This window comes from Streptomyces sp. 4N124, assembly GCF_052245395.1.
GTDB lineage: Bacteria > Actinomycetota > Actinomycetes > Streptomycetales > Streptomycetaceae > Streptomyces.
Genome location: NZ_JBQQBS010000060.1, coordinates 43,473 through 66,582, shown reverse-complemented (window position 1 = coordinate 66,582; position 23,110 = coordinate 43,473). Strand labels below are relative to the sequence as shown.

At 69.8% G+C, this 23,110-nt stretch carries 21 protein-coding genes; 8 read left to right on the top strand and 13 right to left on the bottom strand.

Annotation, left to right across the window (positions count from 1 at the left end; translation table 11 throughout):
- Positions 1 to 71: 71 nt before the first annotated feature.
- The 8 genes from ACTWQO_RS39850 to ACTWQO_RS39815 all read right to left on the bottom strand — a co-directional run bounded on the left by ACTWQO_RS39850 (position 72) and on the right by ACTWQO_RS39815 (position 5,211).
- Positions 72 to 332: a DUF3099 domain-containing protein gene (locus tag ACTWQO_RS39850; protein ID WP_443242266.1), complete on the bottom strand. Its 261-nt coding sequence runs from the start codon at positions 330 to 332 to the stop codon at positions 72 to 74.
- A gap of 84 nt (positions 333 to 416) precedes the next feature.
- Positions 417 to 707, bottom strand: a complete 291-nt coding sequence (locus tag ACTWQO_RS39845) for a DUF1416 domain-containing protein (protein ID WP_210577738.1) — start codon at positions 705 to 707, stop codon at positions 417 to 419.
- A 29-nt stretch (positions 708 to 736) separates the two neighbouring features.
- Positions 737 to 1,576, bottom strand: a complete 840-nt coding sequence (locus ACTWQO_RS39840; protein ID WP_443242265.1) for a sulfurtransferase — start codon at positions 1,574 to 1,576, stop codon at positions 737 to 739.
- 125 nt (positions 1,577 to 1,701) lie between these two features.
- Complete coding sequence (locus ACTWQO_RS39835) at positions 1,702 to 1,782, bottom strand: putative leader peptide (protein WP_350310325.1); 81 nt, start codon at positions 1,780 to 1,782, stop codon at positions 1,702 to 1,704.
- Positions 1,783 to 1,981: 199 nt separating this feature from the next.
- A complete protein-coding gene (locus tag ACTWQO_RS39830) occupies positions 1,982 to 2,722 on the bottom strand; it encodes an LmeA family phospholipid-binding protein (RefSeq protein ID WP_443242264.1) in 741 nt (246 codons plus the stop codon).
- Between the two features lie 159 nt (positions 2,723 to 2,881).
- A complete protein-coding gene (locus tag ACTWQO_RS39825) occupies positions 2,882 to 4,033 on the bottom strand; it encodes a hypothetical protein (RefSeq protein WP_443242263.1) in 1,152 nt (383 codons plus the stop codon).
- Between the two features lies 1 nt (position 4,034).
- The gene (locus ACTWQO_RS39820) at positions 4,035 to 4,289 is read right to left on the bottom strand and encodes a MoaD/ThiS family protein (RefSeq protein WP_362949796.1); all 255 of its coding nucleotides are present in this window, start codon (positions 4,287 to 4,289) and stop codon (positions 4,035 to 4,037) included.
- A 37-nt stretch (positions 4,290 to 4,326) separates the two neighbouring features.
- On the bottom strand, positions 4,327 to 5,211 hold the full coding sequence (locus ACTWQO_RS39815) for an alpha/beta hydrolase family protein (protein WP_443242262.1): 885 nt from the start codon (positions 5,209 to 5,211) through the stop codon (positions 4,327 to 4,329).
- Between the two features lie 184 nt (positions 5,212 to 5,395).
- On the opposite strand from ACTWQO_RS39815, the gene ACTWQO_RS39810 reads away from it, so the two are divergent.
- The 7 genes from ACTWQO_RS39810 (at position 5,396) to ACTWQO_RS39780 (ending at position 12,277) form a co-directional block, all read left to right on the top strand.
- Positions 5,396 to 6,184, top strand: coding sequence for a winged helix-turn-helix transcriptional regulator (locus tag ACTWQO_RS39810; protein ID WP_443242261.1), 789 nt, complete (start codon positions 5,396 to 5,398; stop codon positions 6,182 to 6,184).
- Between the two features lie 95 nt (positions 6,185 to 6,279).
- Positions 6,280 to 7,305, top strand: coding sequence for a LacI family DNA-binding transcriptional regulator (locus ACTWQO_RS39805; RefSeq protein WP_443242260.1), 1,026 nt, complete (start codon positions 6,280 to 6,282; stop codon positions 7,303 to 7,305).
- A gap of 136 nt (positions 7,306 to 7,441) precedes the next feature.
- Positions 7,442 to 8,620: a S1C family serine protease gene (locus ACTWQO_RS39800; protein ID WP_443242259.1), complete on the top strand. Its 1,179-nt coding sequence runs from the start codon at positions 7,442 to 7,444 to the stop codon at positions 8,618 to 8,620.
- 9 nt (positions 8,621 to 8,629) lie between these two features.
- Positions 8,630 to 8,812 (top strand): hypothetical protein, encoded by a 183-nt coding sequence (locus tag ACTWQO_RS39795; protein WP_443242258.1) that lies wholly within the window; start codon positions 8,630 to 8,632, stop codon positions 8,810 to 8,812.
- 64 nt (positions 8,813 to 8,876) lie between these two features.
- Positions 8,877 to 9,614 (top strand): response regulator transcription factor, encoded by a 738-nt coding sequence (locus tag ACTWQO_RS39790; RefSeq protein ID WP_443242257.1) that lies wholly within the window; start codon positions 8,877 to 8,879, stop codon positions 9,612 to 9,614.
- A complete protein-coding gene (locus ACTWQO_RS39785; RefSeq protein WP_443242256.1) occupies positions 9,611 to 11,044 on the top strand; it encodes a HAMP domain-containing sensor histidine kinase in 1,434 nt (477 codons plus the stop codon). Before ACTWQO_RS39790 ends, ACTWQO_RS39785 begins: the two co-directional genes overlap by 4 nt.
- A gap of 345 nt (positions 11,045 to 11,389) precedes the next feature.
- Positions 11,390 to 12,277, top strand: coding sequence for a hypothetical protein (locus ACTWQO_RS39780; RefSeq protein ID WP_443242255.1), 888 nt, complete (start codon positions 11,390 to 11,392; stop codon positions 12,275 to 12,277).
- 92 nt (positions 12,278 to 12,369) lie between these two features.
- Here the strand turns inward: ACTWQO_RS39780 and ACTWQO_RS39775 are convergent, their stop codons facing one another.
- From ACTWQO_RS39775 to ACTWQO_RS39765, 3 genes are all read right to left on the bottom strand, one after another.
- A complete protein-coding gene (locus ACTWQO_RS39775; RefSeq protein ID WP_443242254.1) occupies positions 12,370 to 15,726 on the bottom strand; it encodes a tetratricopeptide repeat protein in 3,357 nt (1,118 codons plus the stop codon).
- Between the two features lie 236 nt (positions 15,727 to 15,962).
- On the bottom strand, positions 15,963 to 16,319 hold the full coding sequence (locus ACTWQO_RS39770; RefSeq protein WP_443242253.1) for a hypothetical protein: 357 nt from the start codon (positions 16,317 to 16,319) through the stop codon (positions 15,963 to 15,965).
- A complete protein-coding gene (locus ACTWQO_RS39765) occupies positions 16,316 to 17,686 on the bottom strand; it encodes a serine/threonine-protein kinase (protein ID WP_443242252.1) in 1,371 nt (456 codons plus the stop codon). Before ACTWQO_RS39765 ends, ACTWQO_RS39770 begins: the two co-directional genes overlap by 4 nt.
- A 165-nt stretch (positions 17,687 to 17,851) precedes the next feature.
- Between ACTWQO_RS39765 and ACTWQO_RS39760 the strand changes: the two genes are divergently transcribed.
- Positions 17,852 to 19,915 (top strand): pectinesterase family protein, encoded by a 2,064-nt coding sequence (locus ACTWQO_RS39760; RefSeq protein WP_443242251.1) that lies wholly within the window; start codon positions 17,852 to 17,854, stop codon positions 19,913 to 19,915.
- Positions 19,916 to 19,934: 19 nt separating this feature from the next.
- On the opposite strand, the gene ACTWQO_RS39755 is transcribed toward ACTWQO_RS39760, so the two are convergent.
- Complete coding sequence (locus ACTWQO_RS39755) at positions 19,935 to 21,140, bottom strand: LmeA family phospholipid-binding protein (protein ID WP_443242250.1); 1,206 nt, start codon at positions 21,138 to 21,140, stop codon at positions 19,935 to 19,937.
- 90 nt (positions 21,141 to 21,230) lie between these two features.
- Complete coding sequence (locus tag ACTWQO_RS39750; RefSeq protein ID WP_443242249.1) at positions 21,231 to 23,039, bottom strand: bifunctional metallophosphatase/5'-nucleotidase; 1,809 nt, start codon at positions 23,037 to 23,039, stop codon at positions 21,231 to 21,233.
- Positions 23,040 to 23,110 lie beyond the last annotated feature (71 nt).

The following is a 23,110-nucleotide window of genomic DNA, read 5'->3' as shown; positions in this document are numbered from 1 at the left end:
CCCATGGACCCCGCTCCTCAAACGCCGGAGGGGCTGATTTTCCGAAGCGGGGGTCTGGGGGCGGCGAGAACCTACTGGCGTCGGCGCTTCCCGTCCAGTTCGTCCCACCACTCGTCGGACTTCGGGTCGCCGGACGGATCGTCCCACCAACGGTCCTCGGGGCCACGGCGGTTGGCGACCATCGCGGCGAGGGGCGGGATCACCATCGCCACCACGCACATGCCCACGGCCACGGGAATCGACCAGAGGCGTACGACGCCCCAGGCCAGGACGAAGAGCGCGATGCAGGTCCCCATCATGGCGAAGTACATGTGCCGTCGCCGTGCGTACATACGTCCAGGGTAGGCCCGGCCCGGACATGCGGAAGGGCCGTACCCCGGGTGTCCAACCCGTGGGGTACGGCCCTTCCGTCGTGCTCAGACCGCGATCGCGACCTCCGCCAGACCGCCCTGCTGGGCGACGACGGTGCGGTCGGCGGTGGCGCCGCCCGGAACCAGGGCGCGGACGGTCCAGGTGCCCTCGGCCGCGTAGAAGCGGAACTGGCCCGTCGCGGAGGTGGGGACCTCCGCCGTGAACTCGCCGGTCGAGTCCAGCAGACGGACGTAGCCCGTCACCGGCTCGCCGTCGCGGGTCACCTGGCCCTGGATGGTCGTCTCACCGGGCTTGATCGTCGAGGCGTCAGGGCCGCCGGCCTTCGCTCCGCACATGTTGAACTCCTAGGGGTAAAGGTCGGGGCTTACTTGTTGGCGCCGAGCTCGATCGGCACGCCGACGAGGGAGCCGTACTCGGTCCAGGAGCCGTCGTAGTTCTTGACGTTCTGCACACCGAGCAGCTCGTGCAGGACGAACCAGGTCAGCGCGGAGCGCTCACCGATGCGGCAGTAGGCGATGGTGTCCTTGGCCAGGTCGACCTGCTCCTCGGCGTAGAGCTCCTTGAGCTCGTCGTCCGACTTGAAGGTGCCGTCGTCGTTGGCGTTCTTCGACCACGGGATGTTGCGGGCGGACGGGACGTGACCCGGACGCTGCGACTGCTCCTGCGGCAGGTGCGCGGGGGCGAGCAGCTTGCCGGAGAACTCGTCGGGCGAGCGGACGTCGACCAGGTTCTGCGAACCGATGGCGGCGACCACGTCGTCACGGAAGGCGCGGATGGACTTGTCCTGCGGCTTGGCCTTGTAGTCGGTCGCCGGACGCACCGGCACCTCCTCGACCAGCTCGCGGGCGTCCAGCTCCCACTTCTTGCGGCCGCCGTCGAGCAGCTTGACGTTCTCGTGGCCGTAGAGCTTGAAGTACCAGTAGGCGTACGAGGCGAACCAGTTGTTGTTGCCGCCGTAGAGGATCACCAGCGTGTCGTTGGCGATGCCCTTCGCCGAGAGGAGCTTCTCGAAGCCCTCCTGGTCGATGAAGTCACGGCGTACCGGGTCCTGGAGGTCCTTGGTCCAGTCGATCCGGATGGCATTGCGGATGTGGTTCTTCTCGTACGCGGACGTGTCCTCGTCGACCTCGACGATCGCGATGTTCGGGCTGTCGAGGTTGGCCTCGACCCAATCGGCGTCGACCAGGACGTCGCTGCGGCTCATGCTCTTTCTCCTCCGGGGCAGTTGCGGCGGGGCGTGCGAGTGAGAGGGGCGCGCGGTCCAGGAGCCGGACGGCGCACGAATGCCCTGGGCAGGGCAGCGGGGAATGCGGAAGGCTGCGCTTCCGCTCAGAAGGTGCGACAGAGCATGGCGGCGACGCGGCACAGGTCTACTGCCCGCCGCTTCGTGAGGTCCGCCTGTCGCTTCATGGGCTTGAGCTTAGGGACGGACGGGTGGGCATGTCACCGGTGTGTCGTATTTTGAGACGCGATCGTCCGGGATACGGGATGGCACGGGCAAAAGGGCGGGCGCGGAAGGGATTCCGCGCGCACGCATCCGTCGTCACATCTGCGGTACGGACGTCCGCGTCTCGCCCTTCGGACGGCCCTGGTGACGGCCGCTGACGTCCTACCCGGCGAGCCGGACGTTCGAACCCTTCACCCCGATCTCCACACCGTCCTGCGCGGCCTCGACCCGGTCCAGCTGGATGCCGCCGGGCAGGTCGTCGATCTGCTGCTCGAAGTCGGTGATCTCCCTGACCTGGTTCTCCGCGGTCCGGACACCCCCGAACGACGGGAGCTTTTCGGCGCGCACCTTCACGGTGTTGTCGCCCTCGACCGTGACGGTGCTGAGGACGGAGACCGGCTCGGGCAGCTTCGTGCCGAGTACGGTCGCCTCGACCGAGACCTTGATCTTGCCGTTGCCGCCGTCGGAGAGGCCGACGACGTTCGCGGTGACGCCGGGGGCGATCTGGGTGGGCTCCGACTGGGCGGTCTTCAGCAGCTCCGCGTAGGAGATGGTCGCGGTGCCGGTGGCGGTGGCCGCGGTGGCGGAGCTGTAGTCGCCGGAGAACTCGACGCCCTTCATGTTCGCCTGGAGATCGCCGATACGGATCTTCTCGGAGCCTTCGCCGGTGGGGGCGTCGTAGTCCTTGATGCCGATCTCGACATCGTCCAGTTCGCCGCCGAGGGCCTGCGTGAGGAAGGGGAAGCCCTTGATGGAGACGTCGGGCTTGGAGGCGAGGTTCTCCGTGGTCTGGAGCTTGCCTGCGGCCTCGTCCTCGGCGAAGTTCACGGCGAGGCGGTCGGCGGCTACGAAGAGGCCGCCGAGGATCACGACGACGATCAGCAGTATTCGCAGTGCGCGCATGTTCGGGGTTCCCCACCTCGGCGGTCATCAACGACGACGGTCACTGACGACCGGGTGGCCGTCCTGCGCGAGAGTAACCCCGGGGCAAGGGGCGGGCGGGGGATTGTCGATCAGCTGTGACAGTCGGTCAGGTGTGGCAAGAGGGCGCCGGTCAGCCGCTCAGCCCAGCGCACGCCCCAGCAGGTACACCGCCGGCGCCGCCGCCGCCAGCGGCAACGCGACCCCGGCCGTGAAGTGGACGAAGCGGGACGGGTAGTCGTAGCTCGCGACCCGGTGGCCGATCAGGGCGCAGGCGCCGGCGGCCGCGCCGAGGAACGCGCCTCCCCCAGAGGGGGTACCCCCAGCGCCCAGGCCGGTCATGCCGCCCACCGCGATGCCCGCGCCGGCCGCGGCGAGGAGGGAGACGATCACGGACGCCGGGGTGGGCAGCGGAAGAACCCGGGCCAGGATCGCCACGGCCACCGCCGCGGCGCCGACCGTGACCGCGTCCGTGTCGGCCGCGAAGTAACCGGCCGCGATGATCGACAGCGCCGCCGCGGCGACGGTCGCCATCAGGCCGTACATCCGCTCGTCCGGCTCGGCGTGCGAACGCAGTTGCAGAACCAGGGCCAGCAGCACCCACACACCGAGCGTGCCGAGGATCGCCGCCGGCGCGTGGTCGGCCGCCACCAGCGCGACATCCGCGGTCAGCGCGCCCGCGAAGGCCAGCGCGATGCCCTGCCGGGCGGGCCACATCCCGTTCAGCCGGAACCAGCCCGCCGCCGTCACGGCTTGCAGCACCACAAGCGGTACGAGCAGCGCGTACGACCCGATGGCCGCCGTCCCGGACAGCAGCAGCCCCAGCACCGCCGTCAGCGCCGCCGGCTGCATCCCCGGCTCGATGATCGGCGAACGCCCCTCCAGCCGGGCCCGCTGGGCATCGGAGACGCGCGAGTTCCCGACGAGGGTGGCGGGCCCGTAGGAGGGCTCGTCGTCGCTACCGCCTTGGGCAGTCGTCCCTCCCCCAGTGTCTGAAGGACCTGGGGGGACCCCCAGGCGGGACGGGTGGGCAAGGCCTGCAGCGCCGGGTGCCGCGTAGGCGGGGTCGTGGACAGGGCCACCGGCTCCGGCCCACTCGTGTCCCTGCGGCGGCACATACGCCGTATCAGCCGCCGAAGCCGCCGCAGGCACGTGCGTGTCCCAGGTCTGCCCCTGCCACTGCTGCGTGTACTGCTGGGCGGCCTGCGGATCCTCGTAAGCCTGCTGCCAGTACGGGTCGTACCCCTGCGGGTACTGCCCCTCGTAGGAACCCTCGTGCGGCTGGTTGGTCATCTCACCCTCCTGCGAACGGCGGAAGCACCTCGACCGTCCCGCCGTCGACCAGCCGTACCGTCTCATGCCCGCGGGTCCCCACGGGGTCACCGTCGATGAGGAAGGAGCATCGCTGCAGGACGCGCGCCAGTTCGCCGGGGTGTCGCGCACGCACCGCGGCGAGCGCGTCCGCGAGGGTGTCCGCGTCGTACGGCTCCTCGGCGACCCCGGCCGCGGCCTTCGCGGCGGCCCAGTAGCGCACCGTGACCTTGGGCATGCGGTTCCTCAATCAGTCGGTGGTCAACAACGTCAGGCTAGCCCGCCTTCGCCGCCGCCCAGTCCCCGATCCGGGCCAGCAGCTCGTCCGCCGCCGCGTGCTCGGCGTGGCCCATGCCGGGCTCCAGCCAGAGTTCGCCGTGGTCACCGGCGGCCGCGGCCAGCATGTGGGGGTGGTCGACGGGAAAGTAGCCGTCGATGTCGCCGTGGACGATGAGGAGCGGCGTGGGCGCGATGTGCGGGACCGCCTCGACCGGGGAGAGAGGGACGGGGTCCCAGCCGCGGTGGTGGATCCGCGTCCGGAGTCCGTAGCGGGCGGCCAGCCGGCCCTCGCGGCGGGTCACCAGCCAGTGCACGCGCCGCATCCGGGGTGTGCCCCGGTAGTACCAGCGGGCGGGGGCACTCACCGAAACCACCGCGTCCGTTCCCGCTTCCGTGCGCCCCTCGTGCTCCAGTCCGGCCGCGGCTGCCGACGTGCCGTACAGCGCCGCGTGCCGCAGCACCACCGAGCCGCCCATGGAGAAGCCGACCGTGACCACGCGCTGGTGCCCGAGCTCGCGGGCCCAGGCCACCGCGGCGGCGAGGTCGTGCACCTCGCGGTCGCCGACCGTGGAGACACCGCCGGACCGCCCGTGGCCTCTGAAGGAGAAGGTGACGACCGCGCCGTACGGCGCGAACGCCTGTGCCACGCGTCGCACATGCGGCTTGTCCACATCGCCGGTGAAACCGTGCGCGACGACGAACACCACATCACCGGAAGGTGGCGCTCCGGCGTCGTATACGTGCCCGCCCGGCTCGTATACGGCGTCGATCGCCACACCGTCGAACGTGCGCAGAAACGTACGCAAAGACCCCGCCGTGTCCGTCTCGGATGCCGGACGAACGGTGGATCGTGCCACATGACCTGCCATGCCAGCCCTCATGTGGGCTATTCTGCTGGACACAGGACTCGGGCAGCGTAGCCCCCGGGTCCTTTTGTGCTTTCGGAAGCGTTGTATACGAAGCGGGAAACTACAGGTGACCGCAGGTGTACGGGGCCTTTCGGGATCGCAGAGCAGGTGACGTACCGCACAACGTCCTCGCAGGGACCGAGGAGGAACCAGACGTATGAGTTCTCTGCTGCTCCTGACCAATGCCCTTCAGCCGTCGACCGAGGTGCTCCCCGCTCTCGGGCTGCTCCTGCACAACGTGCGGGTCGCCCCGGCCGAAGGCCCCGCCCTCGTCGACACCCCCGGTGCCGACGTCATCCTGATCGACGGCCGCCGGGACCTTCCGCAGGTGCGCAGCCTCTGCCAGCTGCTGCGCTCCACCGGCCCCGGCTGCCCCCTCATCCTCGTCGTCACCGAGGGCGGCCTCGCCGCCGTCACCGCCGACTGGGGCATCGACGACGTGCTCCTCGACACCGCCGGCCCGGCGGAGGTCGAGGCGCGGCTGCGGCTCGCCATGGGCCGCCAGCAGATCGTCAACGACGACTCCCCGATGGAGATCCGCAACGGCGATCTGTCGGTCGACGAGGCGACGTACTCCGCCAAGCTCAAGGGCCGGGTGCTCGACCTCACCTTCAAGGAGTTCGAGCTCCTGAAATACCTCGCGCAGCACCCGGGCCGTGTCTTCACGCGCGCGCAGCTGCTCCAGGAGGTCTGGGGCTACGACTACTTCGGTGGCACCCGGACCGTCGACGTCCATGTACGACGCCTGCGGGCCAAGCTCGGACCCGAGCACGAGTCGCTGATCGGGACCGTCCGGAACGTCGGTTATCGATTCGTTACGCCGGAGAAGGCGGACCGTTCGGACCGCTCCTCCGACGAGGCGAGGGCCAAGGCTGACCAGCCAAAGCCGGAGGATGCGGACGAGACGGCCTCCCTGGACGCCACCGAGGTCCAGGCCGAGGTATAGCGGACCTGTGGGCGGGCTCGCCCGCCCACAGGGGCTGCGCAGACAAGCATCTTTACGCCCTGCCCAGAGCGGGTCCATCCGCGTAGACTCCGCGCGTGGCCAAGGTGACTCGGGATGATGTGGCACGACTGGCGGGTACCTCCACCGCCGTCGTCAGCTATGTCATCAACAACGGACCCCGGCCGGTTGCCCCGGCCACGCGCGAGCGTGTCCTCGCCGCGATCAAGGAGCTGGGCTACCGGCCCGACCGGGTCGCGCAGGCCATGGCGTCGCGGCGCACCGACCTCATAGGCCTGATCGTGCCGGACGCGCGCCAGCCCTTCTTCGGGGAGATGGCGCACGCGGTCGAACAGGCCGCGTCCGAGCGCGGAAAGATGGTGCTCGTCGGGAACTCCGACTACATCGCCGAGCGCGAGGTCCACTATCTGCGGGCCTTCCTCGGTATGCGGGTCTCCGGCCTGATCCTGGTCAGCCACGCGCTGAACGACAACGCGGCCGCCGAGATCGACGCCTGGGACGCCCGGGTCGTGCTGCTGCACGAGCGCCCGGAGGCGATCGACGACGTCGCCGTCGTCACGGACGACCTGGGCGGCGCCCAGCTCGCCGTACGCCACCTCCTGGAGCACGGCTACGAGTACGTCGCCTGTATGGGCGGCACCGCCGAGACCCCCGCGGTCGGCGACCCCGTCTCCGACCACGTCGAGGGCTGGCGGCGCGCGATGGACGACGCCGGGATCTCCACCGAGGGAAGGCTGTTCGAAGCGCCGTACAACCGCTACGACGCCTACCACATCGCCCTGGACATCCTCTCCGGGCCGAAGCGCCCGCCCGCGATCTTCTGCTCCACCGACGACCAGGCGATCGGCCTGCTGCGCGCGGCCCGCGAGCTGCGCATCGACGTGCCGGGCGAGTTGGGCGTCATCGGCTTCGACGACATCAAGGAAGCGGCCCTCGCCGACCCGCCGATGACCACGATCGCCTCGGACCGCCCGGCCATGGCACGGGCGGCGGTGGACCTGCTCCTGGACGACGGCCTGCGGGTGGCGGGTTCGCGCCGCGAGCGGCTGAAGGTGTTTCCTTCGCGGTTGGTGGTACGGCGTTCCTGTGGGTGTGAGGCATGACGGGCCCTTCATGAGGGTTGTCTGAGAGCCCTAGCCAAGCTGCGAGAGCGGCCTTTACATCGGGCGAACGAGGTTCTCGCGGCGTTCTCAGGGAGCACTCAGCCAGCTCTCATCGAGCGGCGACAAGCTCTGAGACATGACCGAGAGCATCCGCCGCAGCGGCGAGTACGAGAACCCCAGCGAGGGCGACCAGCAGTCGACGTACGCCCAGCAGCACGCTTCCTCCCCCGTCGACCCGGAGTGGCCGCCTCCGCCGGCGTACCAGCCGCCGGTCACGGTGGAGCCGGGGACGACCGTGTGGCCGTCGCAGGCCGCGCACGCGTCGGCGCCGGCCGGGTTCGCGGCGGACGGCGCCGGTCAGGGCGGTGACGGCGGTGGTGGGGGCACCGCCGTCTTCACGGCCGCTCCCGCCGATCCGGCCGCCCCCGCGCCTTCTGCTCCGAAGAAGCGGCGCACCCGCGGCCCCTTCGCCCTCATCGCCGCCGTGGCGATCGTCGCCGCTGCCATAGGCGGCGGCACGGCCTACGGCATCCAGGAGCTGACCGGCAACGACACGGTGGCCTCCTCCAGCGCCAGCACCAACGTCGTGCCGTCCAGCCAGAAGGGCACGGTCGCCGGGGTCGCCTCGGCGGTCAGCCCGAGCATCGTCGAGATCAACGCCACCTCGAACGCCGGTGAGTCCACCGGCTCCGGCGTGATCATCACCAGCGACGGCGAGATCATCACCAACAACCACGTCATCTCCGGCGCCTCGTCGATCAAGGTGAGCACCAGCGACGGCAAGACGTACACCGCGAAGGTCGTCGGCACCGACAGCAAGAAGGACCTGGCGCTGATCAAGCTGGAGAACGCGTCCGGCCTCAAGGCGGCCACCCTCGGCAACTCCGACGGGGTGCAGGTCGGCGACACAGTCGTGGCGATCGGCTCCCCCGAGGGCCTGACCGGCACGGTCACCAGCGGCATCGTCTCCGCGCTCGACCGGGACGTGACGGTCTCGACGGACGAGAGCCAGGGGCAGCAGGGCGGCGGCAGCGGCCAGTGGCCGTTCGAGTTCGGCGGCCGGCAGTTCAACGGCGACACCGGCTCGTCCACGACGACGTACAAGGCGCTCCAGACGGACGCGTCCCTGAACCCCGGCAACTCCGGCGGCGCCCTGATCGACATGAACGGCAACATCATCGGCATCAACTCGGCGATGTACTCCGCGGCGGACGCGACTTCGTCGAGCGCCGGCAGCGTCGGCCTCGGCTTCGCCATCCCGATCAACACCGTCAAGTCCGACCTGGCCACGCTGCGCGCGGGCTCCACCGACTAGGAGTACGGCATGATCAAGCAGGTTTCGCACACGGTGACCGGCGCCGACCCGGCCGGTTTCGCCCTGGCCGTCGAGGTGGCGTACGAACTGCACGCGCCGGTGCCGCGGGCGCCGGAGGTGGCGGCGAGCGGCGCCAGGACCCGCCGTACGGCGTCGGCGTCCCGCACCCGCCGCCGTACCGTACGCGGCTGAAAGCGTGCGACGCTGAGATCCGTCAGTCCCACGCCCCACCACATCTTCTGAGGAACCCCAGCCCATGAGCCCCGCCGATGGCGACCGTGACCCCCAGCGCATCCTGATCGTCGACGACGAGCCGGCGGTACGCGAAGCACTCCAGCGCAGCCTCGCCTTCGAGGGGTACGACACGGAGGTCGCGGTCGACGGCGCGGACGCGTTGGAGAAGGCGACGCTGTACAAGCCGGACCTGGTGGTCCTCGACATCCAGATGCCGAGGATGGACGGCTTGACGGCGGCACGCCGCATCCGCGGCGCGGGCGACACGACCCCGATCCTCATGCTGACCGCCCGCGACACGGTCGGCGACCGCGTGACCGGCCTCGACGCCGGCGCCGACGACTACCTCGTCAAGCCCTTCGAACTCGACGAACTCTTCGCCCGCGTCCGCGCGCTGCTGCGCCGCAGCTCGTACGCGGCTGCGGCGGGGGCGGGTACGGGCCAGGAGGACGAGGCCCTGACCTTCGCCGACCTGCGGATGGATCTGGCGACGCGTGAGGTGACGCGGGGTGGGCGGCCGGTGGAGCTGACCCGCACGGAATTCACGCTCCTGGAGATGTTCATGGCGCATCCACGCCAGGTGCTGACCCGTGAGCAGATCCTGAAGTCGGTCTGGGGCTTCGACTTCGAGCCGTCGTCCAACTCGCTCGACGTGTATGTGATGTACCTGCGCCGCAAGACGGAGGCGGGGGGCGAGCCCCGGCTCGTGCACACCGTGCGTGGGGTGGGGTATGTGTTGCGTCAGGGTGGGGCCGAGTGAGCAAGGTTGTACGGCGGTTCCGGTCGCTGCCGATCCGGTCAAGGCTGGCGCTTTTGGTGGCGGCGGCTGTGGCGTTCGCGGTGGCAGCGGTTTCGGTTACTTGTTGGTTCATCGTGCAGGGCAAGCTGTACGAGCAGGTTGACAGTGACCTGAAGGAAATGGTGAAGAGGCCCGGCACGGTCGGGTCGCTCCTTGAGAGCTGCACTCAGACTCCGCAGCCGAATACCGGGGGCTTCCGGTTCCCGAAGGACTACGTCCAGCTGATCAAGGAAGAGGGAGACCCCTGCGTCGACCCGGACTCCCTGGGCACGGTCAAGGTCACCAGCTCCGACACGGAAGTCATCAGGAAGGCAGACCGCAGCAAGGGGATCGTCCGAAACGGCACTGACGAGGACGGCAATGCAGTACGTGTGCTGACCCTGTACCTGGGTGTCGACGCATCCGACTCGCAAGGCGTCGCCCTGCTCCTCGCAACCCCTCTCAAGGGCACCGAGTCCACCCTCAACGAGCTAGCGCTGATCCTCCTCCTCGTCTCCGGCGTCGGAGTCGTCGGCGCCGGTGCTGCCGGTCTCGCAGTCGCCCGCGCGGGCCTCCGCCCCGTCGACAAGCTCACAGACGCTGTCGAACACGTAGCCCGCACCGAGGACTTGACCGTTCGCATCCCAGTGAAGGACGAAGCCGAGGACGAGATCGCCCGCCTCTCCCGCTCCTTCAACTCCATGACCTCCTCCCTGGCCAGCTCCCGCGACCTACAACAACAGCTCATCGCAGACGCCGGCCACGAACTCCGCACCCCCCTCACCTCCCTGCGCACGAACATCGAACTCCTCACCCGCAGCGAGGAGACAGGCCGCCCGATCCCGGAGGCAGACCGCAAGGCCCTGCTCGCCTCGGTCAAGGCACAGATGACAGAACTGGCCTCCCTGATAGGGGACTTGCAGGAACTGTCCCGCTCGGAAGGCCAGCGCGGCGAGCGCGTCCAGGTGATCTCCCTGGAGAACACGGTGGAGTCGGCCCTGCGCCGGGCACGGCTCCGCGGCCCGGAGCTGACGATCACGGCGGACCTCCAGCCCTGGTACGTACGAGCGGAACCGGCGGCCCTGGAACGCGCCGTCGTCAACATCCTCGACAACGCGGTGAAGTTCAGCCCCGAGGGCGGCACGATCGAGGTCCAGCTCGCGTCCGGCATCCTCACGGTCCGCGACCACGGCCCCGGCATCCCCGCCGAGGAACTCCCCTACGTCTTCGACCGCTTCTGGCGCTCCCCGAGCGCACGGGCGTTGCCGGGCTCAGGGCTGGGGCTGTCCATCGTGGCGCGGACGGTGCAGCAGGCGGGCGGCGAGGTGACGCTGGGCCACGCGGACGGTGGCGGCACGGTGGCCACTGTCCGGTTGCCGGGAGCGCCTACGCCTCCGCCGGAGGTGCCTTAGCCGGTTCGCCCCCCCTGCCAGAAGACCTCTTCGACCACGATCCGGGGGTCTTCGGTTCGGCGGACCCACTCAACTCGCGGCGGCACGATCGCGACGATCCCATTGCCCGGCGCCCACCGCGCCGCCACCAGAAACGCCCTGACAGGAGGGCCGAGCCCCAGTCGGAGACCGCTGCTCCCACGGCTGCTTTCGGCCATGATCGAGCCATCCCAAGTTGCTAAAGATTCAATCACCCCTGTTATCTTCCGATCGCTTCTGATGCTGCTGGGTCCCCTGTGGCGCCTCCGTGCTCACTGCTGCCGGCATCGCCCCCCACTTCACGATCAGAAGAGCAGGAGCATGCCCATGAGCCGTGCGCTCACGTCTGTCCTGAACAAGGCCGCCCGGAAGAAAGGCGTCTTGAAGAAGGGCGCCCTGACCGCCGCCTCCGCCGCCCTCGCCCTGGCCGCCGTCGTCACCGGTGCCGGCACCGCCCAGGCCGGACCGGCCGGTGCGCAGAACGTCCGTGGTGTCGATCCCGGTGACACCGACCGGATGCTGGACCGGCTCTGCGGTCAGGAGACGAGCCTGACGGGGGTCTATGGGGCCCTCAATGTCGAGACCGGGGAGTTCAAGACGCAGGACGAGTACCTGAACGACGTCATCCCGCTGTGGGAGCCCATCGGGCCGTGGGAGACCTTCCGGGGCTGGTGCGGTTACGGGCAGGCCTCCACCTGGTCCATCAAGGGCGAGCCCGTCCGCACCTCCGAGTGGACCGGCAACCACGGCACGACGGAGGACAAGGTGACCTTCGTCAGCGGCTACAGCACCAAGACGTCCGTCAAGAAGAGCGTCGGCGCCAACATCAGCCTCTCCCTCGCCAAGAGCATCTTCTCGGGCACCGCGGGCGGCAGCTTCAGCTACGAGTGGGGCTGGGAGAAGACCTCGTCCTTCGAGCGCCGCAGCGAGAAGTCCATTCCGCCGTGCACCCAGGTCGCGACGACCTGGACGCCGTACCAGCGCGTGGTCCGCGTCAACCCGGTCTTCTACGTCGAGGACTACGAGTGGAACAAGACCGGCGACGACCGCGTCACCGCGCACACCTGGCGCGGCCGGGACGCGAGCTGGAAGACGATCTACTCGCACGGCTACTACATCGACGGCATCTCCGACAAGCTCCTCCCCAACGGCCAGCCCGACGGCCGTGAGGACAAGTGGCAGGAGAACCTCGACCCCAAGTCCTGCGCCAAGTAAAGGAAACCGACGCGCAGGCAACCAGCCAGGAGGTCGCGGACTGGCTGGCCGACTGAACGCCCACGGCGTCCTGACGGCTGTTTCCCGGTGTGTCATCCGTGACGGCGGCCGTGCTGCATCGGCGCGGCCGCCTGGTCGGTATGCCCGAGGCGTTCGAGCACCCACCGTCTGCCTTCCTGGAGCCAGGAAGCGTCCGGCGCGGTCTTGAGGCTCTCGTCGTAGCAGGCCAATGACTCCTCCAGGCGTCCGAGTGCCGCCAAGGCGACCCCCTTCATCCCCTCGGCTCTGGCCGCCATGGCGTCATCGGGTGCCGCAGCGAGGGCGCGGTCGGCGCAGGTGAGTGATTCCTCGTGCCGGTCCAGCGCACTCAGCGCCAAGCACTTCTTGTACCAGCCGGCCGCCACCCCCGCGCCGAGCGCGATGGCGCGGTCGTAGCAGGACAGGGCCTCGTCCTGACGGCCGAGCGCACACAGGACGTCGGCCTTGTTCTGCCACGCCTCCGGCAGCTCGGGGTCCAGCTCGATCGCGTGCTCGTAGCAGGCCAGCTCCTCCTCGTCGCGCCCGTGCAGCGCCCAGTGGATCGAGCCCTTGTAGACCAGCAGGTCGGCCCAGTCCTCACCCGTCCGCTGAAGTTCCTCGCAGCACTCCTTGGCCCGCTCGTACTTCCCGAGATCGCAGGCGGCCCGCAGGATGTTCCAGCGCACGTCCCGGTCGTCCGGGTCGATCTCGGCTGCCTGCTCCAAAACCTCCATGGCCTCGGCCGGACGTCCCAGCACCAGCAGCACGCATCCCTTCTCCAGGAGGGCCGGGACGTAACGGGGCGCGACGGAGAGAGCTCGGTCCAGGTCCACCAGCGCGTCGGCCTGCCGGTTCTGCCGCCGCCGCAGCAGGGCCCGGCCGAAGAGGCAGTTCTCCGCGCGCGGCCGCAGCTCCAGAGTGCGGGCGTACGCCTGCTCCGCTTCCTCGAGGCGGCCCAACTCCCGCAGCGCCACCGCCTTGCCGTTCCACAACTTCCCGTCGTCGGGCCAGATCGCCAACCCGTCTGTGTAGCAAGTGAGTTGGTCTTCGCGGCGGCCCAGCTCACCCAGGACCCAGCCGGTGCTCACCCACGCGTCGACGTCTGTGGCATCGAGCTCCCGCCATCGCTCGAAGCAGGGCAGGGCCTCCTCCAGGCGGTCGAGCTTGTTCAGGATTCCGCCCTTCTGTTCCCACACCGTGGGCTCGTCCGGCAGGGCCTGCGTGGCACGGTCGATCCACGCGAGCGCCTCGTCGGGCCGGTCCAGCTCCCGCAGGACGACGGACTTCCACTTCCAGGCCGCGGTGTAGTCCGGAAGGAGCTCGACGGCACGGTCGTAGCAAGGCAGGGTCTCCTGCGAGCGGCCGAGCGCGTACAGGGCCCCGGCCTTGCGGAACCACGCCCAGGCCGAGTCCGGATCGAGCTCGAGAGCACGCTCGTAGCAGGCCAGCTCCTTCTCGTCGGTCCCGTGGAGATCGGCGTGTATCGCCCCTTCGTACACCAGCAGGTCGACCGTGTCCCCGCCCAGCAGCCGTGCCTTCTCCATGTACTCCAGGGCCTGCTCGTAGCGATCCAGCCGGTAGGCCGCGCGCATCAGGTTCGACCAGACGCCCGCGTCGTCCGGCTCCATCTCGGCCGCCCGCTCCAGGACCTCGACGGCCTCAGCCGGACGTGACAGATCCAGCAGCGCGAGCGCCTTGTTGTAGTGCGCTTTGAAAAAGCGGGGGGCGATGCTCAGCGCCCGGTCGAGGTCCACCAGCGACTCGGCATGCCGATTGTGCCGACTTCGCAGCAGGGCCCGGTCCAGCAGAAAGTTCTGGTCGCGCGGCCGCAGCTCCAGCGCCCGGTCGAACGCCTCCTCCGCTTCCCCGAAGCGGTCCAGCTCCCTCAGGGCGCCCGCCCTGCCTCCCCAGGCATGAGCCAGGTCGGACCGGAGCTCCAGAGCACGGTCGTAGCACGCCAGAGCTTCCTCGCTCCGCTCCAGGCTGCGCAGAAGGTTTCCCCTGTTCACCCACGCGCTCGGCTCGCCCGGGTTCAGCTCGACGGTGCGGTCGTAGGCGGCCAGCGCTTCGTCGGCCCTGCGCAAGCCGCCCAGGGACATGCCGCGCACCTGCCACAGCTTGCTGCGGACGACGTCGCCGTCCCCGTCCTGCTCGGCCGTCTCCAAGCCCTGCTCCACCGCATCCAATGCCTCGTCGTAGCAGTGCAGTTGGTGCAGCCCCACCGCTTTGGACACCCAGCCCTCGGCGGTAAGCCGCGCCGGCTTCGAGGGCGCCGGTGCCGGGCGGTCCAGCACCTCCCGGTACACCCCGTCCAGCAGCTCGCGCACCGCAGCGAAGTCCGGCGGCCGGTCGTCTCGATCCGGCTCGGTGCACGCGCGCATCAGCTGGTAGAGCCGGGTACGGCGGGTGCGTAGGCCGACGGTGCGGTCGATGTACGCCTTGGCCCGCCCGTTCCCGGGCGGCAGCGCGCCGGTGACCATCTGGAAGAGCACCACGCCGAACGCGTACACGTCGGCACGGGTGTCCAGCACGGCTCGGGGAACGAACTGCTCGGGGGCCATGTAGCGCGGCGTGCCGGCCACCGTCGTGTACAGCGCCTGCGCGTCCGCCGGCAGCTCGCCCAGGCCGGGAAGACCGGCTTCGCCGGACTCGAACGCACGGGCCAGTCCGAAGTCGGTCACCCACAGCGCCTCGTCGCCGGTCAGCAGGCAGTTCGCCGGTTTCACGTCCCGGTGCACCAGGCCCAGCTGGTCGTGGGCGTGGCGCAGCCCGTCGCACAGGTGCCGGGCGAACCGCAGCGCCTTCGCGGGCGGCAGCGCGCCGTCCGCCATCAGCCCGGCCAGATCGCCGCCCTCGGCGTATTCGGTGACCACACAGGGCAGGTTCTCGATCCACTCCACGTGGTCGGCGGGGGCGACGTGCCGGTGCGGGGGTAGCCGTACCCAGGTCAGCGCTTCGCGCTCGAACCGGGCCCGGTCCGCGTCGCTCCACAGCAGGCGGGTGTCATAGGTCTTGAGCACCTTGCGCTCGCCGGTGTCGCTGCTGCGGACCACGTACACGACGCCGAATCCGCCGCGGCGCACGTCCAGCACGGTCCAGTGGCCGATGTGCCGGTGACTGCCGAGGCGCTGGCCGACCCGGAAGTTCTCCCGCGCGTGCTGGTCGGGGCTCATGCCGTGCAGGCCGGCCTCGGCAGCCGCACAGTCCGGGTCGATGGACAGGGCCTGGGCGTAGGCGCGGCGCGCCATCCCGGTACGTCCGAGTCCGCGCAAGGCGCCGGCAAGCTCGACGTGCGCCACGGCCCGGTCCGGGCGCAGCGCCACGGCCTCCCCCAGCAGCCGCCCGGCCTCCTCGAACCGCCCGGCGGCCAGCGCAGCGCGGCCCAGCGCGACGAAGCGTTCGTAGTCGGGTTCGGCGTCGATGGTGTCCATGGCCCTGTACCCCCGCTGTGCTGTCCTCCGACTGCTCGACCGATTCCTCCTTTGGGACGGGCGGAAACGGAACCCCCGTTATCTTCATCGCGACCACGACAAGCTCCTCCCCAACGGCCAGCCCGACGGCCGTGTGGACAAGTGGCAGGAGAACCTCGACCCCAAGTCCTGCGCGAAGTAGGTCCCGAAGTAGATCCTTTGCGGAGTGGTCCCGCGTCCAGCCGGCCCGCTCCGCATCACGCCCCCGAACGGTCGCGTCTGAGCACCAGGCCGGCGAACGCGGCGATGCTCGCGCCGAAGACCCCGGCCGCGAAGCCGGGGGCGTCGTGGTCCACCAGGTACTTCGTCAGCCAGAAGACCCCGGTGATGCCCGTGCCCGCGAGCACCGCACCGAAGATCCGGAACCGGACCTCCACCCGGTCCATCCACCGCCGGTGCTCGTAGTCCGCCTCGATCTGTCTCAGCATCCGCTCGGCGCTGCCCGGCACGGCCGCCTCCCAGGAGGCGGCCTGCTGGTCGAGTGGAAGGTCCTGCCACGAACTCCTGCTCTCACCGGCCGGCCCCGGTCCGGGCGCGGGCATGGGATCGGTCATTCGCCGCCTCCCGCCGCGCGGGTCCCGGCCGCCGGGGGCGGGCCGAGCCGGTTGTAGGCCTCGTGCAGATACGCGTCCCGTGTCGGCGGCAGCGGGGGCACGGCCGTACGGGGTCTCAGGAAGACGGTGGCGTCGGTGGCTCCCGCAAGGAGTGCCCTGCCCCGGCGAGGGGCGGTGCGGGACCCGGGTGCCACCGTCGTCGCGGCGGAGATCGCTTGCGAAGTCACCGGGCGGCGAACGACGTTGAAGACCGCGGCTGCGACCAGCGGCACCCAGAGGCCGAGGAGCCACCAGGGGCCGTCGAGGGACGGCAGTACGTCGACGAGAGCGCTGAGCAGCGCGGCGAGCGGGATTGCGGTGAGCACGCCCAGCAGGAGCCGGCCGTGCTTCCTTCCCCCGGTGAGGCCGATGGAGCTTGCCGACGGATACGCCATCTGCGCCGGCGGCGCCCCGGGCTGCGTGCCGTACGTCATCGACGTTGCCGGCGCCTGGCCCTGGGCGGCGCCTACCCAGACGACCGGTTGCCCTGCCAAGTCCCGCAACGCTTCGGTCACTTCATGGGCCGTCGGCCGCCCGTACGGATCCTTGCCCAGCAGCCGCAGCAGCAGGGGGCCGAGCGGACCGGCCCGGGACGGCGTCGCTGGCTCCTCGTGCATCACGGCATGGAGCACCGCCAAGGTGCCCATGTCACCCTCCGCGCTGAAGGGGTTGCGGCCCTCCACCGCCTCGTACAGGACGACGGCCAGCGAGAAAAGGTCGGTGGCCAGGGTCTGCCGTCCGCCTGTTATCAGCTCGGGAGCCATGTAGCGGGCTGAGGCGGAGATCTCTCCGGACGATGTGAGCCGGGCCGGGTCCGACGGAACCGGCATGGCCGGGTCGAAGCCGAGGAGCAGAGCCCGCCCCTCCCGGTCGATGATGATCCTCTCCGCGGTGAGGTGGCCATGCGTCAAGCCCGCGCTGTGCACAGCGGTCAACGCGTCGAGCACGTCCAGCCCGATCCGCGCCACCTGCCCCGTTGGCATCGGTCCCGACTCCCGCAGGACGTCGGCCAGCGGGCGGGCGCCCGGAAGACGCGCCATGACGACCCATATCCCGTCGTCGTCGGACAGAAAGTCGAACACGGACAGGATGTGCGGATTGGGCACCGGCCGCCTCGCCAGCCCCGAGATCGCCCGCAGAACCCGCGCCCGTTCCGCGTCGTCCTCCATCGACTCCGTGGGCCAGTGGATCCTCCGCAGCGTCACGGGGAAGCCCAGCACCTCGTCCTCCGCCTCCCACACCGTGCCGCGGCCGCCCGAGCCGATCTGGTTCGACAGCCGGTAGCGCCCTCCGAGCAGCGATTCGGCTCCCTCTGTGCTCCCCGCCACGAATTCACCCCTGCGTCGGACTCCAGCTCGCGTCAACTCCCTTGTACATCCCCCGAGTCCCGCACCGCACACCACCGCCGAAACAACCCTCCACCCCCGGCAACCTTTCCCTACGGGGCGGCAACCGACCTGTCGGACCATCCCCCGCACGGAACGGATCGCCCCATGAGTGAGCAGCACAGCAAGCCCCGTCACCGCAGAAGCCGCAAGGCCCTGGCCGTCGGCGTCCCCCTCGCCCTCACCGCCGCCGGAACCCTCGCCTACGGCACGGACCTCGGCCTCTTCGGCGAGGACGCGCAGAACACGGCCGCGGCCGCCGCGCCCGCCTGGGCCACCGCCACCGCCGACGGTTTCGCCTCGGTCAACTCACTTGGTCAGAACGGGACTTACGGCGGCCGGGACGGCAAGACCGTCACCGTGAAGACCCTTGCGGACCTGGAGAAGTACGCGACCGCCGCCGAGCCGTACGTCATCGTCGTCGCGGCCACCATCACCATGAATCCCGTCGGGAAAGAGATCAAGGTCGCGTCCGACAAGACCATCGTCGGGGCCGGGACCTCCGGGCACATCGTCGGCGGTGGCTTCTTCCTCGGGTCCGGGGTGCATAACGTCATCATCCGGAACCTGACCATCCGGGACGCCTACCAAGGCATCTGGAACGACAAGGACCACGACTTCGACGCCATCCAGATGGACGGCGCGCACCACGTCTGGATCGACCACAACGATCTGCGGCACATGGCCGACGGGCTCATCGACGTCCGCAAGGACAGCACCAACGTCACCGTGTCCTGGAACAAGCTCAGCCAGAACAACAAGACCTTCGGCATCGGCTGGACCGAGAACGTCAAGACGGACATCACGATCCACCACAACTGGATCCGCGAGACCGAGCAGCGCAACCCGTCGACGGACAACGCCGCTCACGCGCACCTCTACAACAACTTCCTGGAGGACGTGGCCGGGACGGACATCAAGTCCTCGTACGGCAACTACTCGCGCGGCGCGACCAAAATGGTCCTGGAGAACTCCTCCTTCCAGGGCATCAACAACCCCGTCATCAAGGACGGCACCGCGAGCGTCGTGCAGAGGGGCAATGTTTTCTCCGGGACCAGTGGGCGGAACGAGAGCGGAGGCACCGCCTTTGATCCGAAGACTTATTACAGCTACACGCTCGACCAGGCCGCGGACGTCCCGAACCTGCTCAAGTCCGGTGCGGGGCCCCGCAGTTCCATCGGCACGGCGACCGCCTCGACGACCGCTGCCGCCGCGACCACCCTCACCGTCGCGGCCGACGGGTCCGGCCAGTACCGGACCGTCCAGGCCGCCGTCAACGCCGTACCCGCCAACAACCCCTCCCGGGTCGTGATCTCGGTGAAGCCGGGGACGTACCGCGAGGTCGTCAAGGTCCCGGCCAACAAGCCGCACGTCACCATCCAGGGCAGCGGCGGCAGCCGTAAGGACACGGTGATCGTCTACGGCAACGCGGCCGGGATGCAGAAGCCGGACGGGTCGGGGACGTACGGCACTCCGGGCAGCGCGACCCTGTCCATCCAGTCGGACGACTCCCAGGTCCGCAATCTCACCGTCACCAACGACTTCGACGAGGCCGCGAACCAGTCCCTCTCCGGCCACCAGGCGGTCGCCCTGCTGACCCAGGCCGACAAGGTCGTCCTCGACTCGCTGATCGTCAACGGCGACCAGGACACGCTGGAGCTGGAGACCGCGGCGTCGGACAAGCTCGGCCGCGTGTACGTGACCAACTCCTACGTCACGGGCAACGTCGACTTCATCTTCGGCCGGGCGACGGCCGTGATCGACCGCTCGGTCATCACGCTCAAGAAGCGCTGGAACGGCACGTCGGCGGGGTACATCACGGCCCCGAGCACCCCGGCCGACCGCAAGGGCCTCCTGATCAACCGCTCGACGGTCAACGGCGACGTCTCGGCCGCCAGCTTCTTCCTCGGCCGCAACTGGCACCCCGGCGGCTCCACCACGGTCGACCCGCAGACCACGGTCCGCGAGTCCTCCCTCAGCGCCGCCATCAAGTCCACCCCCTGGTCCGACATGGGCGGCTTCTCCTGGAAGGACGACCGGTTCGCCGAGTACAAGAACACCGGCCCGGGTGCGGGCACCGCGAGCAGCGACCGCCCACAGCTGACCGACGCCCAGGCCGCCGGCCAGGAGGTCGCGGACTGGCTCGGCGGCTGGACGCCGACGGCATCGTGACCCTCATGGCGGCCGCAATTCACCCAGAACTTGTCTGACCGATGGACAGCCCCGACCCCTCCAGCCGCACCCTGATCCCGTCCTCCTCCACCCGCACGTCCCGCAGCCGCAGTTCCCCGCTCGGCGGCTTCGGCAGTTCGAACCCCAGCGACAGCTGGTCGGCGAGGACCGGGCGGGTCAGCCGGGGCAGGGCGTCCAGGAGGGTGGGGTCGAAGCCCAGCAGCTTCAGGAGCTGGGGGTGGGCGAGGGCAAGGTCGATGAGGTTGAGGCTCATGGCCTGGCGGGCGAAGCGCGCGGAGCCGGTCAGTTCGGCGAGCTTGGAGTCGTCGCGCAGGGCCTCGCGTACGGCGGAGTCCGGCACGCCCAAGCGGCGTACGACCGCCGGGACCGAAAGGAGTGCCTTCGCCTTGCGCGTCTCACGGGTGAGGCGGGCCGCCGCGTCGGAGGTCAGATGCAGGCCCTCCGAGGCGGCGGTACCCGGGCGGTACGTCGCCAAGTCCCCGATGTCCAGGCGCATTCCGCCGATGTGCGTCGCGATGCCGCGGTCGCCCTCCCGCAGGAGGCGGGCCTCGGCGCGCAGCCGCAGGTCGTGCCCGGCGACCGGCAGCGTGCCGCGCGCCTTGATCCGGTCGTGGCCCTCACCCGTGAACGTCACCTGGGACGCGCCCAGTTCACGGTTCAGGTCGGCGAACGACAGCAGTACGTCGCCGTCCAGCTCGGGGACGCTCGCGCCGCGCACGGCCGTCGGGCCGTCGGCGTCCAGTCGTACGCCCTTCGCCGTCGCCGACACCTGCGCCAGCGACACCCGGTCGGCGGCCACGTCGGGCACGGTCACCTTCACCGAGTCCAGGCGTTCGTCGGCGAGTTGGGTGACGAAGGGGAAGCCGCTGATCTCGACTTCGGGCGCCGCCGCCAGGTCGAGACGGTCCTTGAGGGCGTCCGCCGCCCTGCGCTCGGCGTACAGCAGTGCCCAGCGGTCGGCGAGGGTGAGACAGGCGGCGAGGGCGACGATTCCCACCACCGCTTTCATCCCGAGCGACAGGCCCGCGAAGCGGCCCCGCCGGCGCCGGCCGTTGCGGCGGTGGTTGGGCGGGGACCACTCCTCGTCGTCATCGTCGTCATCGGGCTCTTGGAGGAACTCCTCCAGAGGGCCGTCGTCGAGAGCGGCCAGCTCTTCATACGGGTTTGAACGATAATGCGTCGCTATGTGGTGGGGGGTACGCATCGAGCCATCCGAACATGCGTACCTGCCCCACCCGCAACCTCTACTGCCGGTATGCGATTTACCTCACGATCCAGTTCACGCTGGTTCGCGCTAGTTCACGATCGTGATCCGGTCCGCCTTCGGCGGCGCGATCGGGTCCGTGGCCGAGGAATTGGCCGTCAGGTACTGCTCAAGAGCGGTCAGGTCGTCCGCGCCGACCAGGTCGTTCGCGCCCTGGCCCAGCGTCGGGAACCCGTCGCCGCCGCCCGCGAGGAAGCTGTTCGTCGCGACGCGGTAGGTGGCGGCCGGGTCGACGGCCGTGCCATCGATCTTGATCGAGTCGGTGACGACACGGTCGGCGCCGGTCTTCGTCATGTCGAGCGTGTACGTCAGCCCGGACGAGGGCTGGAGGATCTTCGGCGACGCGGTGTTCGTACCGCTGACCTGTTCCTTCAGCACCTGGATCAGCTGGGCGCCGGTGAAGTCCTGCAGATTCACGGTGTTCGCGAACGGCTGCACCGCGAAGCCCTCGGCGTACGTCACCACACCGTCGCCCTCGGCACCCTTGGCCGCAAAGGTCAGCGGCGCCCGGATACCGCCCGGGTTCATCAGCGCGACGTCGGTCTCGGCGTCCAGCTCCTTGCCGTACGCCAGCTGCGCGTCGGCGATGAGGTCGCCGAGCGGGGACTCCGTACCGGAGTTGCCGATGTCGGCGGAGATGTGGCCGATCGCGCGGTTGCCGATGGGCGCGGCGAGGGTGTTCCACTTGGCGATCAGCTCGGTCATGTCCGTCGCCTTGGGGACGGTCCGGGTGACCACGTGGTTCGCGGACTTGACGGCCGTACGGGCGATGTCACCCGTCCACCGGTCGTACGTCAGCGTGGTGTCCGTGTAGAGGCGGCCGAAGGCCGCGGCCGAGGTGACCGTGCGCGGCTTGCCCGACGGGTCGTTGATCGTGCACGCGTACGCGGCGTGGGTGTGCCCGGTGACCAGCGCGTCCACCTGCGGGGTGATGTTCTTGGCGATGTCGACGATCGGGCCGGAGATGCCGTCGCCGGCGCCGGGCGCGTCGCAGTCGTAGTTGTACGCGGAAGAGGCCGGGGCCCCGCCCTCGTGGATCAGCGCGACGATCGACTTCACACCCTGCCGCTGCAGCACCTTGGCGTACTTGTTGACCGTCTCGACCTCGTCCTTGAACTTGAGGCCCTTGACCCCCTCGGCGGAGACGACACCCGGGGTGTCCTCCAGGGTCACGCCGACGAAGCCGACCTTGACGCCGTTCTTCTTCCAGACCCAGTAGGGCTTGAGTATCGGCTTGCCGGTCTTCTCGTCCAGGACGTTCGCCGCGAGGTACGGGAAGTCGGCGCCCTCGAACTCCTCGTCCGCGTAGCAGCCGTCGGTGGGGTGGCAGCCGCCGTTCTGCAGGCGGGCCAGTTCCTTGGCGCCCTCGTCGAACTCGTGGTTGCCGACGCTCGTCACATCCAGCTTCAGCTTGTTCAGCGCCTCGATGGTGGGCTCGTCGTGGAAGAGGCCCGAGATCAGCGGGGAGGCGCCGACCATGTCGCCGCCGGCCGCGGTGATGGAGTACTTGTTGCCCGCGCGCGCGTCACGCAAGTGGGTCGCGAGGTACTCGACACCGCCCGCGTCGATCGTCTTCGTCGTGCCGTCCTCGTGCACCTCGGTGACCCGGCCCGAGGAACCGGACGGCGGCTCCAGGTTGCCGTGCAGGTCGTTGAAGGACAGCAGTTGGACGTCCTGGTAGCGGCCGGGCAGATGGTGGCCGGCCCCCTTGCTGTCCGGTGCCGCCCCGGCCGGGATCGCCGCGAGCAGCGCACCGGCGGTCGCCAGTCCCGCCGCTGCTGCGAGAAGTGCGTGCGTACGGCGTCTGCGGCGGTGGTGCGGCTGGGATGTGGCTGGCATGCGCTCCCCTGTGGGTCTGCTGAGGTAGGTGTGGTCCCTTGGGGCGGCAGCCTAAAGTCAACGCGCGTAGC